Below are 20,015 nucleotides of genomic sequence, written 5' to 3'. Positions count from 1 at the left end.
AACACTTCGCCGCGAACGCTTAGAAGAAACCGAGCGGCTTCTCGCTATAGCTGACGAGGAGGTTCTTGGTTTGCTGATAGTGGTCGAGCATCATCTTGTGATTTTCCCGGCCGATGCCCGATTGCTTGTAGCCGCCAAACGCCGCGTGCGCCGGATACGCGTGATAGCAATTGGTCCACACACGGCCCGCCTGAATCTGCCGGCCAAAGCGATAAGCGCGCGTGCCGTCGCGAGTCCATACACCGGCGCCCAAACCGTAGAGCGTATCGTTGGCGATCTCGAGTGCTTCCTCTTCGGTCTTGAACGTGGTCACTGAAACAACCGGCCCAAAGATCTCTTCCTGGAAGATGCGCATTTTGTTGTGGCCGCGAAACACGGTCGGCTTCACGTAATAGCCTTTGCTCAACTCGCCGCTCAACGTGTTGCGTTCGCCGCCAATCAGACATTCGGCGCCCTCCTGCTTGCCGAGATCGACATACGACAAAATCTTCTCCAACTGTTCCTGCGACGCCTGCGCACCGATCATCGTCCGCGTGTCGAGCGGGTGACCTTGCGTGATCGCCGCGACGCGCTTCAATGCTCGCTCCATGAAACTGTCGTAGATCTTTTCGTCGATCAGCACACGCGACGGACACGTACATACTTCGCCCTGATTGAGCGCAAACATCGCGAAGCCTTCGAGCGCCTTGTCGAAGTAGCTGTCGTCCTGATTCATCACGTCGGCGAAGAAAATATTGGGGCTCTTGCCGCCGAGTTCGAGCGTGACAGGAATGATGTTCTGACTCGCGTATTGCATGATGAGGCGGCCGGTCGTGGTCTCACCGGTAAAGGCGATCTTCGCGATGCGCTTGCTCGAAGCCAGCGGCTTGCCCGCTTCCAGACCGAAGCCGTTCACCACATTCAGCACGCCGGCGGGCAGAAGGTCCTGAATCAGCTCCACCAGTACGAGAATCGACGCAGGCGTTTGCTCGGCCGGCTTGAGCACGACACAGTTGCCGGCCGCGAGCGCGGGCGCAAGTTTCCACACCGCCATGAGGATCGGGAAATTCCACGGAATGATCTGACCCACCACGCCGAGCGGTTCGTGGAAATGATATGCAACGGTGTCGTCGTCGATCTCGGAGATCGAACCTTCCTGAGCGCGCACCGCGCCGGCGAAATAGCGGAAATGGTCGATGGCGAGCGGAATATCGGCGGCCATTGTTTCGCGCAGCGGCTTGCCGTTGTCGATCGTTTCAGCAACGGCGAGACGCTGCAAATTCGCTTCCATCCGGTCCGCAATGCGGTTCAGAATGTTCGCGCGATCGGTCGTCGAGGTTTTGCCCCAAGCCGCTTTAGCGCGGTGCGCTGCGTCGAGCGCGAGTTCGACGTCGGCCTCGCGCGAACGTGGGATCGAGGTGAACGGCTCGCCTGTTATCGGCGATACGTTGTCGAAGTACTCGCCCCCTGCGGGCTTCACCCATTCGCCGCCGATAAAGTTCGCATATTGCTTCTTGAAGGGGAATTCGGTCGTCAGAAACTGCATCTCCGCGTGATTCATCTGTGTGCTCCTCACATGTCTGAATGGGCAATAGCCGGCGCGACGTTGCGCTCGGTTGCAATCCGTTGAAGTCGGCCGCGTCACCGTAGAGCCAGATCTATGCCAATGCACCCGGCTGGTGAGACGTGCACGCGCAGCAGGCACCGGCGCACCGGGGCGCGTGTTTTTGCCTTCAGTCGACGGAGGGCGGCGCGTCGTTTCTGATCAACGCGGTTGTTGCTGTTCACGAATTGAACAGCGGCGCGGCGCGTGCCGAGCCAGTCACTGCAGTAAGCAGGCGCGTGCGATCGGCATGGGACTTGCCTTGTTTTTTCTCTTCGATACTCCATTGCGCGGATTCGCCATGACGATCGGAACCCTCAGCAGCAACCCGGCGAGCGCCGCGTGCGCAAGCTCCACGCTCGTGCCGCAGCCAAGGTTTTGCGTGCAGACCCGTGTCGCCCACGACGCAGACGAGCAGGCCCGCAATCTTCACGGCTGGCACCAGACGTACGACCAGTTGACTGCGGGAAGCTTTGTTGGCGGCTTGACGGAGTTGTGCCTCGATCACATGCAGGTGTTTGTTGAAACAACGAGTCACACCTTGAGGCAAACCTGCGAAGTGCAGAAAGACGCGTACTGGTTCGGTATTCCGACGTGCCCCGCGGGCTCCGGTCGCATCGACGCGCAAATCATCGGCGGCGACGCGCTCGCCTTTCGTCCCGGTGGAATCGAGTTCGAACTGCTGACGTCGGCTGGCTACGAGATTTTCGGTGTGGTCGTGAAGGGAGAGATGTTGCGTCGCTACGCGGCGGACGTGGAGCGCGTGAGTCTTGTCGAGCCAATGCCGGATACCGAGGTCGTGACGGTCGGCATGGCTCGCAAGGAGCGTATGTGCGCTTTGCTGCGCGAGCTTCTCGCACCTGGTGCGGCGAGCGCCGCGCCGTTGTCGTCGGCCGCTCGGGAGAACTTGCAGGCGTCGGTGCTGGCGGAGTTGTTCGACGCGGGCGCTTTGCCTGCTTCTTCCGAACCGACGGCAATGCCGGCGCGTGCGCGCCGTCAGTCGATCGTCTCTGACGCGCGCGACTATGTGCTCGCCAATCGCGATCGCGCGGTCGGTGTGCCGGAGCTTTGCGAGCGTCTGCATGTGAGCCGGCGTACGCTGCAATACTGCTTTCAGGATGTGCTCGGCATGGCGCCGGCAACCTATGTGCGAGCAATCCGCCTGAACGGCGCGCGCCGCGATCTGTGCAATGCGTCGCGGGACTGCCGCTCGGTGCAGGACGTCGCGGCCGCTTGGGGCTTCTGGCACATGAGCCAGTTTGCAACCGATTACCGCAAGCTCTTCGGCATGCGGCCCTCGGATACGTTGAAGGCTGCGATTGGCGCTCAATCCGTCGCGAGCAGCCGTTCATCTGCGCACTAGTTGCCTCACAGCGTGACGCGTTGCGTTGCTATTTGCGCAGCAAGCGCAGGCCGTTGGCCACTACGAGCAGACTCGCGCCAACATCGGCGAACACTGCCATCCACATGGTGCCGAGACCCATCACGGTCAACACCAGGAACACGCTCTTGATGCCGAGCGCGAGCGCGATGTTCTGCACCAGCACGCCATGTGTCGCTTTGGAGAGGCGGATGAAGAGCGGGATCTTGCGCAGGTCGTCGTCCATCAACGCGACATCCGCGGTTTCAATGGCCGTGCCGGTTCCCATCGCGCCCATTGCAAAGCCAATGTCAGCGCGTGCAAGCGCGGGTGCGTCGTTGATGCCGTCGCCCACCATGCCAATCTTCGCGCCCTCGGCCGACCACTGTGCGATCGCATCCAGTTTGTCTTGCGGCAACTGATTGCCGCGCGCTTCGTCGATACCTACTTGCTCTGCGATTGCGGCAGCGGTATGCGGGTTGTCGCCGGTGAGCATGGCCGTGACGACGCCCACGCGGTGCAAATCGGCGATAGCGGCGGAGCTTGTCTCCTTTACCGTATCCGCCACGGCAAAGAGCGCGAGGACGCGCCCGGCGTCGCTCAACAACACCACCGTCTTGCCTTGACGTTCGAGCGCGCCGAGCCGCGCTTCAAGTGAAGGCGAGCACCGCCCGAGTTCTTCCGCGAGCCGATGATTGCCCAGCCAGTACGTCAAGCCGTTTATCTCGCCGCGCACGCCGCGCCCCGGAAGCGCTTCGAACGAATCGACAGTGACGTTGCCCACGCCGTCGTTCTTTGCCGCCGCCGCAATTGCCATCGACACAGGATGATCCGAGCGCGCCGCAAGACTCGCGGCAAGCGTGCGGCAACGTGCGGCGTCGGCATCGGCATCGGCGAGCATCGCGAAATCGGTTTGCACCGGTTTGCCGTGCGTGATCGTGCCGGTTTTGTCGAACGCCATGCGGGTCAGCTTGCGCCCTTGTTCCAGGAAAGTGCCGCCCTTGATGAGAATGCCCTTGCGCGCGGCTGCGGCCAGACCGCTGACAATCGTTACCGGCGTGGAAATCACGAGCGCGCAGGGACACGCGATCACCAGCATCACCAGCGCCTTGTAGATCCACGCTTGCCACAATCCGTCGAAAAAGAGCGGCGGCACGAGCGCCACCAGTAGCGCAACGGCGAACACACATGGCGTGTAGACGCGCGCGAACTGATCGACGAAACGTTGTGTGGGCGCTTTGGTGCCTTGCGCTGCTTCAACGGCGTGAATGATGCGCGCAAGCGTCGTGTTGCTGGCCGCCGCGGTCACGCGGTAGTCGAACGAGCCGGTCTGGTTGACGGTGCCTGCGAACACGGCATCTCCGACGGTCTTGTCCACCGGCAGACTTTCCCCCGTGATTGGCGCCTGATCCACGCTAGAACGCCCTGCAACGATCTCTCCGTCGAGCGCAATCCGCTCGCCCGGCTTCACGCGAACCAGCGCGCCGGTCGCGATCGCGTTGAGATCGGTGAGGCGCCACGTGCCGTCGGGTTGCTGCACACTCGCCTGTTCGGGCGTGAGTTGCATCAGCCCCTGGATTGCATTGCGGGCGCGGTCGAGCGACTTCGCTTCGATCAGTTCGGCGACGGTGAAGAGCACCATCACCATCGCCGCTTCAGGCCATTGGCGCAGGATCAACGCGCCGGTCACCGCAATGCTCATCAACGCGTTGATATTCAGGTTGCCGTGGCGAATAGCGAGCCAGCCCTTGCGGTACGTTGTCAGGCCGCAGGAAGCGATCGCGATGATCGCAAGGCTTGCTGGCATCCAGGCGGGCGCGCCGAGCCAGCCCGCGGCCTCTGAAGCGGCCGCAGCGACGCCCGCAAAAGCAAGCGGCCACCAAGGCTTCGGCTGTGGAGGCGCGGCCGGTTGAGTGCGCTGTTTAGCGTCTTGCTGCGAAGACGGTGAATCCGGACCCGCGATTTCCGGCGTGAAGTCGAGCGAACGAAGCGCGGCGAGAATCGAGTCGAGCGCGCCGTGCGCGTGCACGACGGTCAGTACGCGCTGCATCAGATTGAACTCCATGCTGCGCACGTCCGGCATGCGACTGAATTTCTTGCGGATCAGCACTTCTTCGGTCGGGCAATCCATTTGCAAGATGCGGATCGCGGTGCGCACGTCGTCGCCGATCGCTTCGGACGGCCGCAACTGTGCCTCCAGCTGCGCGGGGGCATGGGCCGAGGCGCCGCAACAGCCTCCACTCGCATGATCATGTCGATGCTTTTCGTGGTTATGGGCGCAGGCGTCGTGCTGTGTGGCAGTTTCGGCATGTGCCTCGTGAGCGTGCGGCATGGTGGCTTCCTCGTTCGATTTGTGGTCTAGTAAACACCTTGAAGCCACTACAAGGTCAAGGCCGGTCTCGGGAGGGTCCATGAAAATCGGCGAATTGGCGAAAATCGCCCATTGCACGACCGAAACCATCCGTTTCTACGAGAAGGAAGGGCTATTGCCCGAAGCGGAGCGCACGGAGGCCAATTACCGCAGCTATACCGCGAAGCATGTCGAGCGGCTGCGCTTCATTCGCAACTGCCGCGCGCTCGACATGACTCACGACGAAATCCGCGCGCTGCTGCGTCTCACCGACGCGCCGGGTCACGGCTGCGGCGGCATCAATGATCTGATCGACGAGCATATTGCCCACGTCGATACGCGCATCGACGAACTGCAGCAACTCAAGGCGCAACTGCGCACGCTGCGTGAGCAATGCCACGGCGAACAGGCCGTAGAAGACTGCGGCATCGTTCAAGGTCTCAGCGACATGGACGTGAGCGCGCCGCGTGCGCGGCACACCCATCTCGGGTGATGCGTCCAGTCGAATCGATAATCGAATCCAGTTGGAGAAGCAACGTGTTCACATGTAGAAATCAGTCCTGCGGCGCACAGTGGGATCAGTCAGACGTCGTCATCAAGAACGAGGGACAGGGTCTGCTATTCCGCTGCCCGATGTGCGGCGCGCGCAATTATGTCGAGCGCTTCGAAGGGGACGACGGCTCGGTGCTGTACGAGCAGATGGAAGGCCGCCCCTTTCCCGGCCCCGTCGCCGAATAGTTCCCAGGCCTCAAGCCGATAACGAGTCACCATCTATGAATAGTCCCACCACCGCCGGCGCTCCGTTTAGTGAGTTGCCACTGCCTCCCGCCGCGCTCGCGAATCTCACGCAACTCGGCTACGTCGAGATGACGCCGATCCAGGCCGCGAGCTTGCCGATCGCGCTCGCCGGCCACGATCTGATCGCGCAGGCGAAAACCGGCAGCGGCAAGACCGCAGCGTTTTCACTGGCGCTGCTCGCGCGTCTGGATGTGCGCAACTTCGCCGTGCAGGCCATGGTGCTATGTCCGACGCGCGAACTCGCCGATCAGGTCACACAGGAGATCCGCCGTCTCGCGCGCGCGGAAGAAAACATCAAGGTGCTGACCTTGTGCGGCGGCACGCCAATGCGTCCGCAAACCGCGAGCCTCGAACACGGCGCGCATATCGTCGTCGGCACGCCGGGCCGGATCATGGATCACCTCGAGCGCGGCAGCCTGCCTTTGCAGTCGCTGAATACACTCGTGCTCGACGAAGCGGACCGCATGCTCGACATGGGTTTCTTCGACGACATCGCAACAGTCGTCAAGCAATGCCCGAAAGAGCGGCAGACGCTGCTGTTCTCGGCGACCTACCCTGAGGGCATCGTCAAGCTCAGTCAGCAATTCCTGCGAAATCCGAAGGAAGTGAAGCTCGCCGAACGGCATGACAATACGAAGATCCGTCAACGCTTCTACGAAGTGACCGAAGACGAACGTTTGCATGCTGTCGGCCTGCTGCTGAACCACTATCGCCCGGTGAGCACGCTGGCGTTCTGCAACACCAAGCAGCAATGCCGCGATCTGCTGGACGTTTTGCGCGCCCAGGGTTTTCATGCGCTCGCACTGCATGGCGAACTTGATCAGCGCGAACGCGATCAGGTGCTGATCCAGTTTGCAAACCGCAGCTGCTCGGTGCTGGTCGCGACCGACGTCGCCGCGCGTGGGCTCGACATCGCGCAACTCGAGGCGGTAATCAACGTAGACGTAACGCCCGATCCGGAAGTGCATGTGCATCGTATTGGCCGCACGGGGCGCGCCGATCAGGAGGGCTGGGCGTTGAGCCTCGCGAGCATGAACGAGATGGGGCGTGTCGGCAGTCTCGAGCAGGCGCAAAAACGCGAAGTTGAATGGCATAAGCTGTCTGAACTGACTGCGGCCAGCAACGAGCCGCTATTGCCGCCGATGGAAACGCTGCAGATTCTCGGCGGCCGCAAGGAAAAAATTCGCCCCGGCGACGTTCTCGGCGCGCTGACCGGCGAGGCGGGCTTCGCCGGCTCGCAGATCGGCAAGATCAACGTGACCGAGATGTCGACGTATGTAGCGATCGAACGCAGCGTGGCGCGTGACGCCGTGCGCAAGCTGAGCGCGGGCAAGGTGAAGGGCAAGAAGGTCAAGGTTCGCTTGATGGACGACGCCTGATTCGGCGGCGAGGTGGCGAGGGTGGCGAGGGCGGCGCGTCGGCAAAGCTATGCTGACCGCTCTCGCCGCGACCATTGCTGCGGCGCATCCGCTCGAACCCCGTTGTCACGCTGGCCGCTTTCTACGCTGCGCCCGCGCCTGCTAGTGCATCACCTCCGGTCATACCTCCGGGACGTTCGTCTTCGGCCGCAGGTGGGTCTTTCTCCCGTCGAACGTCCTGTGCGGCCGTTTCCAAGGGCTCGTGCGCCCTCGCGCATGCCATGACATAAACGCATGCCGCGCATGACAAAGTTTCGATTGTGACGGTTCTTTGGCTGATGCCTAATCACTCAACCGGCACTCGACTGGATTGTTCGGCCGCGCGATCCGCGCCCGCCAGTCCGCCGCCGGATGGAGACAGGGAGAAGCCTTATGCAGAGCGCTACACAAGCCCGCTCGAAATTGCCTGATGTTGGCACGACAATCTTCACAGTAATCGGTCAACTGGCCGCACAACACGATGCACTGAACCTGTCGCAGGGCGCGCCGAACTTCGCGCCGGACGCGAAGCTGGTAGACGGCGTCGCGCAGGCTATGCGCGACGGCCATAACCAATACGCGCCGATGGCCGGCATCGCGGCGTTACGCGAAGCGCTCTCCGACAAAGTGCAAACGCTCTACGGCGTGCGCTACGACCCGACGAGCGAAGTGACGGTGATCGCGAGCGCGAGCGAAGGCCTTTATTCGACGATCAGTGCGCTGGTGCACCCGGGCGACGAAGTGATTTACTTCGAGCCTTCGTTTGACAGCTATGGTCCGATCGTTCGGCTGCAAGGCGCGACGCCCGTGCCGATCAAACTGTCGCTGAGCGATTTTCGTGTGAACTGGGACGAGGTCGCCGCCGCGATCACGCCGAAGACTCGCATGATCATCATCAACACGCCGCACAATCCGACCGCTACCGTGTTCAGCGAAGCCGACGTCGCGCGATTGAAAGCGATTACGCGCAACACGGACATTGTGATTCTCGCCGACGAAGTCTACGAACATGTAGTGTTCGACGGCGCTAAACATCAGAGCATGGCGTGCCATAGTGAATTGGCGGAACGCAGCGTCATCGTGTCGTCGTTTGGCAAGTCGTATCACGTCACCGGCTGGCGCGTAGGTTATTGCCTCGCCCCCGCCGAGCTGATGAACGAGATCCGCAAAGTGCATCAGTTCATGGTGTTTTCCGCCGATACACCGATGCAGTACGCCTTTGTGGACGCCTTGTCCAATCGCGAGAGTTACCTCGGCTTGTCCGCGTTTTATCAGCAAAAGCGCGATCTGCTCGCGCATGCGCTTTCCGAATCGCGCTTCGAGTTGTTGCCGAGCGAGGGCAGCTTCTTTATGCTCGCGCGTTTTCGCGGATTCTCCGATGAGAGCGACAGCGATTTCGTGTTGCGCCTGATTCGAGATGCGCGCGTCGCGACGATTCCGCTGTCCGCGTTCTACAGCGACGGCACCGATTCGGGCCTGATTCGCCTGAGCTTTTCGAAAGACGACGCTACGCTGATTGAAGGCGCGCGCCGTTTGTGCGAGATCTGAAACTGCCTTCACGTCGGCCGCGCTGGCGGAGTATTTTGAACGCAGTATGATCGTCGCGCCGTATTACATCCACACGAAGCGTGCTTGCACTACAACGAAACTGAAGAGAAGGGACCTGCTATGAAACTGCTCAAGCCTCTTTTGGCGCTGGCCTGCGCATTCGCATCGGTGGCGGCCTCGTCTGCTGCCGTTGCCGCCGATACATCGACGCTGCGTTTCGGGCTCGAAGCGCAGTACCCGCCGTTCGAATCCAAAGGTCCTAACGGCGAATTGCAAGGTCTCGATATCGACGTCGGCAATGCTGTGTGCGTCGCTGCGCATATGACGTGCAAGTGGGTCGAGACGTCGTTCGACGGTCTGATTCCGGCGCTGCAAGGCCGCAAATTCGACGCGATCAATTCGGCGATGAACGCAACGGACCAGCGCCGCCAGACGATCGATTTCACCACGGTTGTCTATCGCGTGCCGACGCAACTGATCGCAAAGCGTGACAGCGGTTTGCTGCCCACGCCCGAAGCGTTGAAAGGCAAACGCGTGGGAGTGTTGCAGGCGTCAATTCAGGAGACGTTCGCGAAGGCGCATTGGGAACCGGCTGGCGTTACCGTCGTCCCGTATCAGGATCAGAACCAGGTGTACACGGACCTCGTCGCGGGACGTCTCGACGCAACGCTCGTGCTGGCGCCTGCGGGACAAACCGGTTTTCTGTCGAAGCCCAACGGCAAGGACTACGCGTTCGTCGGTCAGCCGGTGCGTGACGACAAGATTCTGGGCAGCGGTATCGCGTACGGCATCCGAAAAGGCGATACGGCGCTGCGCGAGCGGCTGAACGCGGCGATTGCAAAGGTGCAGGCCGACGGCACCGTCAAAACGCTCGCGGCGAAATACCTGGGCGATATCGACATCTCGGCGAAGTAACGGCTTACGGCTCACGCCAGGCTGGCTAGCGTCTGAGTCCGCTTGTTGACTGAGCGTTTGACGGCTACGATAAGTGGCCTCGCTGCGGCTGCTGCTTTTGCGAGGTCCACGTAAAAGCCGGAGGCGCACGAATGAGCGGAACGACAGAGGCGATCAGTCACGCGAAGCGCGCCAGCGAGCCGCGTTTCTGGCGTAGCGCGGCGTTGCCGCACATCGAGGCGCGTTCCATCGAGGACGGCCGCGAGATCTGCTACGCCAGACACTCTCATGAAACGTTCTCCATCGGCGCGGTCACAGGCGGACGCAGTCTGTACGTGAATCGCCACGCGCGCGAATGGACTGGCGCGGGTGCGGTTGTCCTGATGAATCCCGACGACGTTCACGCGTGCAATCCCGTTGCAGACGAGTGCTGGTCGTATCGCATGCTTCACGTCGACGTTGCCTGGCTCACTGGCCTGCAGCACGAACTGGGCTTCAGTGAGAACCACGCGTTTCGTGCGTTCTCGCAAATCATGACGACAGATGCGGCGCTGTTCAATGCACTGAACGGGCTGCATGCGATTCTCGTCGACGCAAAGACGGATCTGCTGCGCAAGCAAAGCGCAGCGATTGCGTTTTTCTCCGAAGTACAACACCGCTTAAACCCCGCACCTCTTTCCGACGACGATGCGAGCCGGCAGCTTGCGCGAGCGGCGGAATTTATCGCTGAAAACTGCAGAAGTTCGCTGAAACTGGAGGACATCTGCAACGCGGCGGGCTTGTCGGCGTCGCATCTGATTCGCGCATTCAAGCAGCGCTACGGCATGACACCGCACGCGTATCTGATCAATCGCAGGATTCAATACAGCCGCTCGCAGCTGAAGCGTGGCCGTCTGATCGCAGACGTTGCGCTCGACGCGGGCTTCGCCGATCAGGCGCATCTGCAGCGCACTTTCAAGCGGCTCGTCGCCGCGACGCCGGGGCAATATCGCAGTTGAGGCCGCTTGTCCGGCGCGTTACGTCGTAAGCAGGTAAAGCGCGCTCGCGGCGAGCAATGCGGCGAGGATCCGGTTGAATAGCCTGACTCGCTTTGGCGCCTGCAAGTACTTGCGCAAGAAAGTACCGGCATAAGCCCAGCTTGCAATAGATACATAGCAGATCACGAAATAGATCGCGGTGAACTGCCAGACGAGGGCACCATCGCCTTCGGCTGCATACGCGCCCATGCCGGCCAGCGAAGCGAGCCATGCTTTCGGATTGAGCCATTGCAGCGCCGCGCCATAGGCGAACGATGGCCCGCGTGAGAGCTTGTCGGCGCCGAGCTGGCCGTCGTCGAGCGCCAGTTTGCCGGCCATGTACAGCAGAAACGCGACCCCGGCCCATTTGACGATGCTGATGAGATTGGGGAAATGCACGAGCAGTTCATGCAGTCCCAAGCCGATGAGCAGAAGCAGCAACGTGAAGCCGACGGTCGCGCCGCTGACGTGGCGCAGGCTTGCGGCGAATCCGTGCTATGCGCCGGCGCTCAACGCGACGACATTGACAGGCCCAGGTGAAATGGACGAAGCCAGCGCGAACGCGGCCATGGAAAGCAAAGCGGACATCGGGTGCCTCGATACGTGAATGCGCGGGATTGACGCGGCTTCACGGTATCGACGGCGAGGCAAGGTGTATTGAAGGAAATTGCTTTTGCGCGGCGCTCGGTGCGCTGGTTCGTGGCCTTTCTGACGCCTACATCGCGGCGTTTTCTACGACGCGGCCTTCCGCACGCCAACGCAGCATGCCGCCGGCGAGATTCGCAACGTCGTTGAATCCTGCTTGCCGCAGTATTACCGTGGCTTGTGCAGAACGGCCGCCCGCACGGCACACCGCAACGATCGGGCGCTCTTTCTTGAGCTCACTCGCACGCGCGGCCAGATCGCCAAGGGAAATGAGCTGGGCTGCGGGAATGCGGCCGAGTGGTCCGTTGAATTCATCCGGCTCGCGCACGTCGACGATCTGCACAGAGCGGAGATTGTCCTCGAGCCATTGCGGACTGATCTCCCAGATACCTGCAAAGGTGTAGGCGAGCGGCGCCCACTCCGGTTCGGCGGTCTGTGTCGGGTCGCTCGTCGCAACGCCGCATTTGAGGTTTGCGGGTACCGCAATGTCGATCTGCTTCGGATGCGGCAGACGCAGGTTCGTCACGTATCCGACAAAATCGTCTTCGCATAGCTCACCGCCTAGGCGCGGATTGAAGCGCCGCTCTTCACCGACACTCGTGACCGTCAAGCCGCGATAGTCGTGGGCAGGGTAAAGCAGGCACGTGTCCGGCTGAATGAATATCTGGTTCTGGACTGAGCGGAACATTGCGTGCGCGTCGCCGTGCTGGAAGTCGGTGCGGCCCGTGCCTCTTATCAACAGGCAATCGCCGGTGAACATCATGCTGCCGTCGTCGAGCGCGAGGCTGATGCAGCCATTTGTGTGACCGGGCGTTGCGCGAACTTCCAGATGGCGCGAGCCGAACACGCATTGCTCGCCATGGTTCAGATAGCGGTCGGCGCCTTGCGCGCCGCTCGCAGCCGATATCGCAATCTGGCTACCGGTGTGCCGTTTGAGAAGCCACGCGCCCGTCACGTGATCGGCGTGCACGTGTGTGTCGATCGTGTATAGCAGACGCAACCCGAGTTCCTCGATAAGCGCGGTATCGCGGCGCACCTGCTCGAAAACCGGATCGATGAGAATGGCCTCGCGCGTTGCGCTGTCGGCAAGAAGATAGGTGTACGTCGACGATTGCTGGTCGAATAGCTGCCGGAAGATCAACACGATTTTGCTCCGTGGCCCGCGTCGTCGAAAAAGACCGGGCGCATGCAATGCGCCCGGTTCATTGCACGGCAATATTACTGCGGCTGTGTGACGAACCGCAGATAAGGCTTCACGGTCTTGAATCCTTCGGGGTACTTCTTCATTGCATCATCGTTCGAGACGGATGTCGGAATGATCACATCCTCTCCGGGCTTCCAGTTCACGGGCGTCGCCACTGTATGTTTTGCGTTGAGCTGCAGCGAATCGAGCAGACGCAGTACTTCGTCAAAGTTGCGCCCTGCGCTCATTGGATACACCAGCATCGCCTTGACCTTCTTGTCCGGTCCGATGATGAACACCGAGCGTACCGTTGCGTTGTCGACTGCGGTGCGCGTGCCGCCGCTCGCGTTCGGGTGGATCATGTCGTAGAGCTTCGCGACATTCAGGTCCGCATCGCCGATCAGCGGGTAGTTGACCGCGTGGCCCTGCGTCTCTTCGATGTCCTTCACCCAGTTCTGGTGATCGCTGACGGGATCGACACTCAGCCCGATGATCTTCGTATTGCGCTTGTCGAATTCGGGTTTGAGGCCGGCCAGATAGCCAAGCTCAGTGGTGCATACCGGCGTGAAATCCTTTGGATGCGAAAACAGAATCACCCAATGGTCGCCGATCCATTCGTGGAAATGAATCGTGCCTTCGGTGGTTTCGGCAGTGAAATCGGGGGCTTCTTCTCCAAGTCGAATCGACATCGTCTTCCTCCATGAGGGTGCGCCGGGCACCGATGCCGCTCGTCGAGGAGGCGGTCCCCGGGCTGCCTGACTGTTCCATCAGGCAATTGCTTGTCTCACATCTGCCTCCGGCCGGTTGGACTGTATTTGCGCGGGAGGACCATGCGAACGCAGCGAATGCAGAATTTTTCGCTGGATGCTGCGAAGCCGAAATACCGATTGCGCTACGCGTCGCGCTTAAAGCGTAGGACAAAAATGCGCGCCGCTCTAGCCAGCTTGCAGGACAAATCCGCCGTTTAGTACGACTTTACGTATCGCTCCACATGCGCAGCAGGTTGTGATAGCAGCCGACGAGCGTGCGACGCGCGGCATCGTCCGCGTTCGACGCGTTAAGACGCTGGATCGCACCGTCCATGTCGAACAGCATCGCGCGCTGCGTATCGTCGCGCACGAGGCTTTGCGCCCAGAAGAAGCTCGACACCCGCGCGCCGCGCGTGACGGGCCGCACCTGGTGCAGACTGGTGCCGGGATAAACGATCGCATGACCGGCGGGCAACTTCACTTCCTGGACGCCGAAGGTGTCTTCGATCAGCAGTTCGCCGCCGTCGTATTCGTCGGGAGGCGTGAGGAAGAGCGTGACCGAGACGTCCGTGCGTACGCGGGCGCCGCTGCCAGGCACGAGACGAATGGCGCCGTCCACATGACTGCCGAAATGCATACCGCCTTCATAGCGGTTGAACAGCGGCGGATAGACCTTGTTCGGCAGCACCGCGCTGATAAAGAGAGGGTGCCGCTCGAGCGCCGCGATGATCCGGTCGCCCATTTCCAGCGCAATCGGCGAGCCTTCCGCGATCTGCTGGTTACGCTTGACTGGCGCGCCCTGATAGCCGGCCGTCGCGCGGCCGTCCACCCACGCGTCCGTCGACGCTTCGAGATGCGCGCGCATGGCGGCGGCGTCGGCGGGGCTGAATACGTCAGGTATCGAGACAATCATGGTTGGACTTTCCTGCGAAACCGCGCGCTTTCCGCTGCCTGTCGGAGCGGGAAAGCGCGCGGCGTGAGTGACGTTGGTCGCTCGTTCCGGCGATCAGAAGAACCGGTAGTTTAACGTCGCGAGGAACGTGCGGCCGTTGCCTGGCACCGCGCGTCCGCCGTCCGACGGAATTAGCGCGTCGTAGTAGTTCTTGTCCGTGAGATTCAGCACGTTGAACTGGACGTCGTACTTTTTCGCGTGATACGCGGCCATTGCATCCCAACGCGTGTAGCCGCCGACCTTCACGAAATTGTTGTTCGCGGCATAACGCGACGATGTGTAGATCGGGCCGCCGCCGATTTCCCAATGCGGAGTGAACGCATACGTCGTCCACAGCGTCAGCATGTTGCGCGGCGTGTTCGCTGGCGTCTTGCCGGTCGTGCCGTCTAGCGCCTTCAGGATCGTCGCGTCCATGTACGTGTAGCCGCCGAACACTTGCCACTTGTCGGTGATGTGGCCCGCGAGGCCAAGCTGATAGCCACGTACGCGGACGTCGCCATCGAGCGTGTAACTGCCGTCGGCATTCAGCGTGCGCGCGTTTGTCTTCTCGATGTTGAAGAGCGATTGGGTGACGGACAGGCCGCCGCCCAGCAGATCCCACTTCGCGCCGACCTCATATGACTTGTTGTGCTCAGGCGGCAGGCTCTGCGTGTTGTTCGTGAGCGTGAGCGCTTCCAGCGACGGATTAAACGACGTACCGTACGACACGTAGTAGGACTGCCAGTCGGCCGGCTGCCAGATCACGCCGCCGCGAACGCTCGTGAAGTAGTTTGTTTGCGTGGCGTACGAAGGCGCATTGATCGAGTTATGAATCGACGCTTCGTAGCGGTCCCAGCGAAGGCCGCCCACGATCTTCCAATGTTCGCCGATGGACACCGTGTCGTTCGCGTAGATGCCGACGCCGTTCGCGCTCGACTCCGCAAGGTTCGTCGCGACGGTTTTCGCGTTCGACGGGCGCGTCGTATAAGTCGGGTCGACGAGCGGCACGATAGCGATCGTGTTAGACGGCAGGCCCGGCGTGGTGGTGGCGAAACTCTGATTGCTGTACGTCTCGTGGCTCAGATCGACGCCCGCGACGACATCGTGCTTGATGAAGCCGGTGTTGAACTTGGCCTCGACGTCTGTCGAGTTGTAGACCGAGTGGTCGTTGATGTTGCGGTCCTTGCCCTGCAGTTTCACGAACAGTCGCGACGGATCGATCGTCGTGTAGTTGCCGTTGGTCAACGCCGTCGAGGTAGGCAGCGGACCTGTCAGCACCGACGCCGCGTTCGTCGCGCGCGCTTCCGTGCTGTAGTGGCTGAACTGGGTCTGGTTGCGCAGCTTGAGGTTGTCGTTGAAGCGGTGTTCGATGCGGGCGTTCAGCGTCTGCACGTCCTGGATCGTGCGGTCGTCGGTGAAGCCGTAGAACGTGCCGCGGTTCACCGGCGCGGGATGACCGTTGAGCGCCGGAATGCCGTAGTCGGGCTGATCGCGGTTGTGCTGGATCAGCGCGGACAGCGTGATTTCCGTTGGCGTGCCGATGCCGAATTTCACTTCGGGCGCGACGCCGTAGTCCTTGCTCTTCATCACATCGCGCGACGAACCCAGGCTTTGGCCGAACGCGTTGATCCGGAATGCCGACGTCGATGTGATCGGCGTGTCCAGGTCGACCGTCGTGCGGTAGCGGTCGTGCGTGCCGGCCTGCAGGGAGACATCGGCGCGGGGCTTGAGCGTCGGTTGCTTGCTGACCTGATTGATGACGCCGCCCGTGGAGCCGCGCCCGAAGTACAGGGACGACGGGCCGTACAGCACGTCGATCGATTCGAGGTTGAACGTGTCGCGATAGTACTGGCCACGATCGCGGAAGCCGTCGAGGTAGATGTCGGTGCGCGCCGAAAAGCCGCGCAGGTTGATGTTGTTGCCGATCTGCCCGCCTTCAGCGGCACCGATCGTGATGCCCGGCACGTTGCGTAGCGCGTCGGTGAACGAACTCGCGGCCTGCGATTGCAGCACGGCCTTCGGCACCACGACCGCCGCCTGCGGAATGTCGCGCAGCGCGGTCGGCACTTTTGCGCCGACGCTGGAGACGTCAGGCGCGAAGTCCGCGGACCGACTGTTTTGGCCCGTCACCTTGACGGTGGGCAATGTGGCGCTTTCCGCGCTTACGCTCGAAGCGGAGGCGGGCGACCCGGGTTGGGCGCCGGTCGCGGGCGTTGCGGTCGATTGAGCGTAGAGCGGCGTCGCGAACGCGACCAGAACGGCCGCCGCGAGAGGCGTGTTTCGGAACATCGATAACCCTGTCGTTGTCGCTATTTTTCTGATTCGACGGATGCCAGCGCCCGTGCGGCACCGGCAGGCGATCTGCCTGCCCCGAGAGGTGATGGACCCATCGTCTTGTTCTCAAATGAGAATCAGTATCATTACACGGATGATAATAGTTCGCAATAATTCGTTACGCATTGGAAATTTTTGTGCGGGCGAACTGGGGTTGCGGCGTTGGGCGCGGCGATGCGGTGAGGGGCTGGTCGGGAGAAGTCGTGCCTTCCGAGCTTTGGGCGGAGAAAGTGCGAGGCGCTGCCGCGGTCTCTCCGGCGCGCCTCAGCAAACGAAAAAGGCCGGTTAGCTTTCGCTAACCGGCCTTTCAAATTCTTTGGTGGGGCGTGAGTGACTCGAACACTCGACCTACGGATTAAGAGTCCGCTGCTCTACCAACTGAGCTAACGCCCCAACAGAAGCGAAATTATGCAGCATGTTCTATCCATTGCCAAGCCCCCTTTCGCAGATTTCTTAAAAATACCGCTTCGTTCCAGTAGAGTCGTCGCTCGCCAAAACGGGCGCCCGCGAGAACGCGCCGCCTTCGGCGTCCCGGTATCATGTCGCGGACACTTGCCGCTTCTGCGCAGCGCGGCTTTCAACGGGGAATTGCCATGGATGACAAAGAGATCACCGAATTGCTCGACCGCGTCCTCGCGCCTTGGGTCCGTTCGCTGACGCTGACTCCCGTGAAGGTCGACGCGGACAGCGCAACGCTTCGCCTGCCTTTCTCCGGCGAGCTGCGTCACTCAGGCGGCGTCATCTGCGGACAGGTGTTCATGGCGGCGGCCGACACGGCGATGATCGTCGCCATTTCAGCCGCGCTTGGCGGCTTCAAGCCGATGACAACCGTGTCGCTCAACATCAGCTTCATGCGTGCTGTGCGCAACGGCGACGTGCTGATCACGGCCCGCGTGCTGCGTCTCGGCCGCAATCTCGTGTTCGGCGAAGTCGAGCTGCTGGACGAGACCGGCAACATGGCCGTTCACGCAACCACGACTTACGCGTTGCTCGCATAAACCGCGCGCCAGACAGCATTAGAGGATATCGAGATGTTCGACCAGGTTGTGTTCGCGGGCGGCGGCAATCGTTGCTGGTGGCAGGCGGGTTTCTGGGACGTCGTGCAACCGGAGTTGCGCATCCGTCCACGCGTGATCGCCGGCATTTCCGCTGGCGCCGCGACCGCGTGCATGCTCTACACGCGCGACTCACAGTGGGTCATGCGCTACTACGAAGACGCGCTACGTCACAATTCACGCAACGCCTATTGGGGCAACCTGCTGCGCGGCGAGTCGGTCTTTCCGCACTACCGCATCTACCGTCAGGCGCTGCTCGACATTTACGGTGAGAAGTTTTCATCACTCGCGCAAGCGCCGGAAATTCGCATCGGCGTTTCGCATCTGCCGCGCTGGTTGGGTGCGCGCAGCGCGGTGGCGGCCGGCCTGATCGCGTACAACATCGAAAAGTACGTACGCAAGACGCTGCACCCTACGCTCGGTCAGACGCTTGGTTTTCATCCGGAATTCGTGCGCGCGCAAGATTGCGCGACCGTCGAAGATCTCGCGGACCTGATTCTCCAGTCGTCGAGCACGCCGCCTTTCACGCCGGTCTTGCGGCGCAATGGCCGCCCGGTGCTCGACGGCGGCATGGTCGACAACGTGCCCGTCGGCGCGCTCGACGCCGACGCGCCCGGCAACGTACTCGTGATGGTCACGCGTCTCTATCCGCGGCCGCAGATGTTCGTCGTGCCTCACGGCGCGCAACAACGGCTTTACGTGCAGCCCTCGCGCAAGGTGCCTATTTCGAGCTGGGACTACACGAGTCCTTCGCAGATGGTGCATGCATACAACCTCGGCCGCGCTGACGGCGAGACGTTCCTCCAACGCATGCCCGATCTGCTGGAAATTGCCGCTTAACGCCGGCGCCCGCCCTGCAACGCTTCGGGATTTGCCACGCTGGCGGTGTCGCCGGCGTCGAAAGCCAGGATGTTCCTGAACGCCGCGCTGAAGTAAAGCTCATAGCTCTCGCGCTCGACATAGCCGATGTGCGGCGTGCAGATCACGTTTTCCATGCGCAGCAGGCTGTAGCCCTGCAGAATCGGCTCGCTTTCATACACGTCGATTGCGACCATGCCCGGACGGTTATGCGAAAGCGCGTTGACCAGCGCGTTCTCGTCGAGCAGTTCGGCGCGGCTCGTGTTCACGAGCAACGCGGTCGGCTTCATGCGCATCAGGTCTTCCTGCTTGACGATGCCGCGCGTGTCGTCATGCAAACGAAGATGCAGCGACAGCACGTCGCTCTGCTCGAACAGCGCTTCGCGGCTCTCTGCCACGCCATATCCATCCTCGCGAGCGGCTTCGCGCGAATGCTCGCGGCCCCAGATCAACACGTTCATGCCGAACGCCTTGCCGTAGCCGGCAACGAGCCGCCCGATCTTGCCGTAACCCCAGATGCCCAGCGTCTGACCGCGCAACACCTGGCCCAATCCAAAATTCGGCGGCAGTGCTGACGTCTTCAGCCCCGACTGTTGCCAGGCTCCTTGCTTAAGGTTCGCCACGTATTGCGGAATGCGCCGCTGCGCCGCCATGATGAGAGCCCACGTGAGTTCCGCGGGCGCGATCGGTGAGCCGCTGCCTTCCAGCACGGCAATGCCGCGCTCCGTACAAGCGCCGAGATCGATGTGATTGGACACCTTACCCGTCTGGCTGATCATGCGCAAACGAGGCAGTTTATCGAGGAGTTGTGAGCTGATGCGAGTGCGTTCCCGAATCAGGACAAGCGCGTCGACCTCCGAGAGACGGCTCGCCAGTTGGCCGAGTCCGCGGACGGTGTTATTGAAAACTTTGACCTCATGGTCGGCCAGCAATTGAAAGCAGTCGAGCTTGCGAACGGCGTCCTGATAATCGTCGAGGATGGCAATCTTCATGGTATGTGTCTTGCGTCGCACCACGTTGGTGCGGAACGGAATGTTATGCTGACTGTCCCATCATGTGACCCAGGTCACATGGCGGTCTGGCTGATTGCCTTACCGTAGAAGCTGCCGCATAGAACGACAGCGTGACGGCAAGGCCGATTGACATCGTTTTTAACAGTTTGTTGCGTGTTGAGGCAAGCCGCTTTACAGACGGTTGCATCGCCTGTCCAGCGCGTATCGGCCCAACAGACTGTGTTGAAGCCCGTGATGACCTGCGCAATTGCGCGTCGGTTCGTAGAACTGGCGCAACCAATTAAATGCCTCTCGCATGCAGC

The 20,015-nt window shown here is 61.4% G+C and carries 16 protein-coding genes, 1 tRNA gene and 1 pseudogene; 9 read left to right on the top strand and 9 right to left on the bottom strand.

The window, feature by feature from the left end:
* Positions 1–19: 19 nt before the first annotated feature.
* Positions 20–1,540 (bottom strand): aldehyde dehydrogenase, encoded by a 1,521-nt coding sequence (gene adh, locus SB753_RS20990; RefSeq protein ID WP_020067333.1) that lies wholly within the window; start codon positions 1,538–1,540, stop codon positions 20–22.
* Positions 1,541–1,883: 343 nt separating this feature from the next.
* On the opposite strand from adh, the gene SB753_RS20985 reads away from it, so the two are divergent.
* The gene (locus SB753_RS20985) at positions 1,884–2,945 is read left to right on the top strand and encodes a helix-turn-helix domain-containing protein (RefSeq protein WP_410801614.1); all 1,062 of its coding nucleotides are present in this window, start codon (positions 1,884–1,886) and stop codon (positions 2,943–2,945) included.
* Between the two features lie 28 nt (positions 2,946–2,973).
* Here SB753_RS20985 and SB753_RS20980 read toward each other — a convergent pair whose 3' ends face one another.
* Complete coding sequence (locus SB753_RS20980) at positions 2,974–5,403, bottom strand: heavy metal translocating P-type ATPase (RefSeq protein ID WP_410801612.1); 2,430 nt, start codon at positions 5,401–5,403, stop codon at positions 2,974–2,976.
* Between SB753_RS20980 and cadR the strand changes: the two genes are divergently transcribed.
* The 6 genes from cadR to SB753_RS20950 all read left to right on the top strand — a co-directional run bounded on the left by cadR (position 5,354) and on the right by SB753_RS20950 (position 10,927).
* Positions 5,354–5,785, top strand: a complete 432-nt coding sequence (gene cadR, locus SB753_RS20975; protein ID WP_020067329.1) for a Cd(II)/Pb(II)-responsive transcriptional regulator — start codon at positions 5,354–5,356, stop codon at positions 5,783–5,785. The genes SB753_RS20980 and cadR overlap by 50 nt on opposite strands.
* A gap of 44 nt (positions 5,786–5,829) precedes the next feature.
* Positions 5,830–6,030 carry a hypothetical protein gene (locus SB753_RS20970; protein WP_020067328.1) on the top strand — a complete coding sequence of 67 codons (201 nt, stop codon included), beginning with the start codon at positions 5,830–5,832 and terminating at the stop codon, positions 6,028–6,030.
* A gap of 35 nt (positions 6,031–6,065) precedes the next feature.
* Complete coding sequence (gene dbpA / locus SB753_RS20965) at positions 6,066–7,469, top strand: ATP-dependent RNA helicase DbpA (protein ID WP_410801610.1); 1,404 nt, start codon at positions 6,066–6,068, stop codon at positions 7,467–7,469.
* A 411-nt stretch (positions 7,470–7,880) separates the two neighbouring features.
* Positions 7,881–9,035, top strand: coding sequence for a pyridoxal phosphate-dependent aminotransferase (locus SB753_RS20960; RefSeq protein WP_410801608.1), 1,155 nt, complete (start codon positions 7,881–7,883; stop codon positions 9,033–9,035).
* 120 nt (positions 9,036–9,155) lie between these two features.
* A complete protein-coding gene (locus SB753_RS20955) occupies positions 9,156–9,950 on the top strand; it encodes an ABC transporter substrate-binding protein (RefSeq protein WP_020067325.1) in 795 nt (264 codons plus the stop codon).
* 131 nt (positions 9,951–10,081) lie between these two features.
* Complete coding sequence (locus tag SB753_RS20950) at positions 10,082–10,927, top strand: AraC family transcriptional regulator (RefSeq protein ID WP_204522621.1); 846 nt, start codon at positions 10,082–10,084, stop codon at positions 10,925–10,927.
* A gap of 18 nt (positions 10,928–10,945) precedes the next feature.
* Here the strand turns inward: SB753_RS20950 and SB753_RS20945 are convergent.
* The 6 genes and pseudogenes from SB753_RS20945 to SB753_RS20920 form a co-directional block, all read right to left on the bottom strand.
* A pseudogene (locus SB753_RS20945) lies at positions 10,946–11,533 on the bottom strand (LysE family translocator).
* A 127-nt stretch (positions 11,534–11,660) separates the two neighbouring features.
* Positions 11,661–12,731 (bottom strand): MBL fold metallo-hydrolase, encoded by a 1,071-nt coding sequence (locus SB753_RS20940; RefSeq protein WP_410801660.1) that lies wholly within the window; start codon positions 12,729–12,731, stop codon positions 11,661–11,663.
* Between the two features lie 77 nt (positions 12,732–12,808).
* Positions 12,809–13,462 (bottom strand): peroxiredoxin, encoded by a 654-nt coding sequence (locus SB753_RS20935; RefSeq protein WP_020067321.1) that lies wholly within the window; start codon positions 13,460–13,462, stop codon positions 12,809–12,811.
* 286 nt (positions 13,463–13,748) lie between these two features.
* Positions 13,749–14,435 (bottom strand): Fe2+-dependent dioxygenase, encoded by a 687-nt coding sequence (locus SB753_RS20930; protein ID WP_110405274.1) that lies wholly within the window; start codon positions 14,433–14,435, stop codon positions 13,749–13,751.
* A gap of 93 nt (positions 14,436–14,528) precedes the next feature.
* Positions 14,529–16,742: a TonB-dependent receptor gene (locus SB753_RS20925; RefSeq protein WP_027804508.1), complete on the bottom strand. Its 2,214-nt coding sequence runs from the start codon at positions 16,740–16,742 to the stop codon at positions 14,529–14,531.
* Positions 16,743–17,104: 362 nt separating this feature from the next.
* A tRNA-Lys gene (locus SB753_RS20920) sits at positions 17,105–17,180 on the bottom strand.
* Positions 17,181–17,380: 200 nt separating this feature from the next.
* Between SB753_RS20920 and SB753_RS20915 the strand changes: the two genes are divergently transcribed.
* Complete coding sequence (locus tag SB753_RS20915) at positions 17,381–17,785, top strand: PaaI family thioesterase (protein ID WP_020067285.1); 405 nt, start codon at positions 17,381–17,383, stop codon at positions 17,783–17,785.
* A gap of 33 nt (positions 17,786–17,818) precedes the next feature.
* The gene (locus SB753_RS20910; protein ID WP_087752322.1) at positions 17,819–18,682 is read left to right on the top strand and encodes a patatin-like phospholipase family protein; all 864 of its coding nucleotides are present in this window, start codon (positions 17,819–17,821) and stop codon (positions 18,680–18,682) included.
* On the opposite strand, the gene SB753_RS20905 is transcribed toward SB753_RS20910, so the two are convergent.
* Positions 18,679–19,692, bottom strand: coding sequence for a D-2-hydroxyacid dehydrogenase family protein (locus tag SB753_RS20905; protein WP_128584212.1), 1,014 nt, complete (start codon positions 19,690–19,692; stop codon positions 18,679–18,681). The genes SB753_RS20910 and SB753_RS20905 overlap by 4 nt on opposite strands.
* Between the last annotated feature and the right edge of the window lie 323 nt (positions 19,693–20,015).

The organism is Paraburkholderia sp. SIMBA_053 (assembly GCF_046534895.1).
GTDB lineage: Bacteria > Pseudomonadota > Gammaproteobacteria > Burkholderiales > Burkholderiaceae > Paraburkholderia > Paraburkholderia caledonica.
Note: the sequence above shows the minus strand (reverse complement) of the source record. Positions and strands in the feature narration are given on the sequence as shown.

Excerpts from the sequence above, each read along its gene's own strand:
- SB753_RS20950 (WP_204522621.1), top strand. The coding sequence starts at position 10,082 with ATGAGCGGAACGACAGAGGCGATCAGTCACGCGAAGCGCGCCAGCGAG.
- dbpA (WP_410801610.1), top strand. The coding sequence starts at position 6,066 with ATGAATAGTCCCACCACCGCCGGCGCTCCGTTTAGTGAGTTGCCACTG.
- SB753_RS20955 (WP_020067325.1), top strand. The coding sequence starts at position 9,156 with ATGAAACTGCTCAAGCCTCTTTTGGCGCTGGCCTGCGCATTCGCATCG.
- cadR (WP_020067329.1), top strand. The coding sequence starts at position 5,354 with ATGAAAATCGGCGAATTGGCGAAAATCGCCCATTGCACGACCGAAACC.
- SB753_RS20905 (WP_128584212.1), bottom strand. The coding sequence starts at position 19,692 with ATGAAGATTGCCATCCTCGACGATTATCAGGACGCCGTTCGCAAGCTC.
- SB753_RS20930 (WP_110405274.1), bottom strand. The coding sequence starts at position 14,435 with ATGATTGTCTCGATACCTGACGTATTCAGCCCCGCCGACGCCGCCGCC.
- SB753_RS20960 (WP_410801608.1), top strand. The coding sequence starts at position 7,881 with ATGCAGAGCGCTACACAAGCCCGCTCGAAATTGCCTGATGTTGGCACG.
- SB753_RS20985 (WP_410801614.1), top strand. The coding sequence starts at position 1,884 with ATGACGATCGGAACCCTCAGCAGCAACCCGGCGAGCGCCGCGTGCGCA.
- SB753_RS20910 (WP_087752322.1), top strand. The coding sequence starts at position 17,819 with ATGTTCGACCAGGTTGTGTTCGCGGGCGGCGGCAATCGTTGCTGGTGG.
- SB753_RS20915 (WP_020067285.1), top strand. The coding sequence starts at position 17,381 with ATGGATGACAAAGAGATCACCGAATTGCTCGACCGCGTCCTCGCGCCT.
- SB753_RS20980 (WP_410801612.1), bottom strand. The coding sequence starts at position 5,403 with ATGGTTTCGGTCGTGCAATGGGCGATTTTCGCCAATTCGCCGATTTTC.
- SB753_RS20925 (WP_027804508.1), bottom strand. The coding sequence starts at position 16,742 with ATGTTCCGAAACACGCCTCTCGCGGCGGCCGTTCTGGTCGCGTTCGCG.
- adh (WP_020067333.1), bottom strand. The coding sequence starts at position 1,540 with ATGAATCACGCGGAGATGCAGTTTCTGACGACCGAATTCCCCTTCAAG.
- SB753_RS20935 (WP_020067321.1), bottom strand. The coding sequence starts at position 13,462 with ATGTCGATTCGACTTGGAGAAGAAGCCCCCGATTTCACTGCCGAAACC.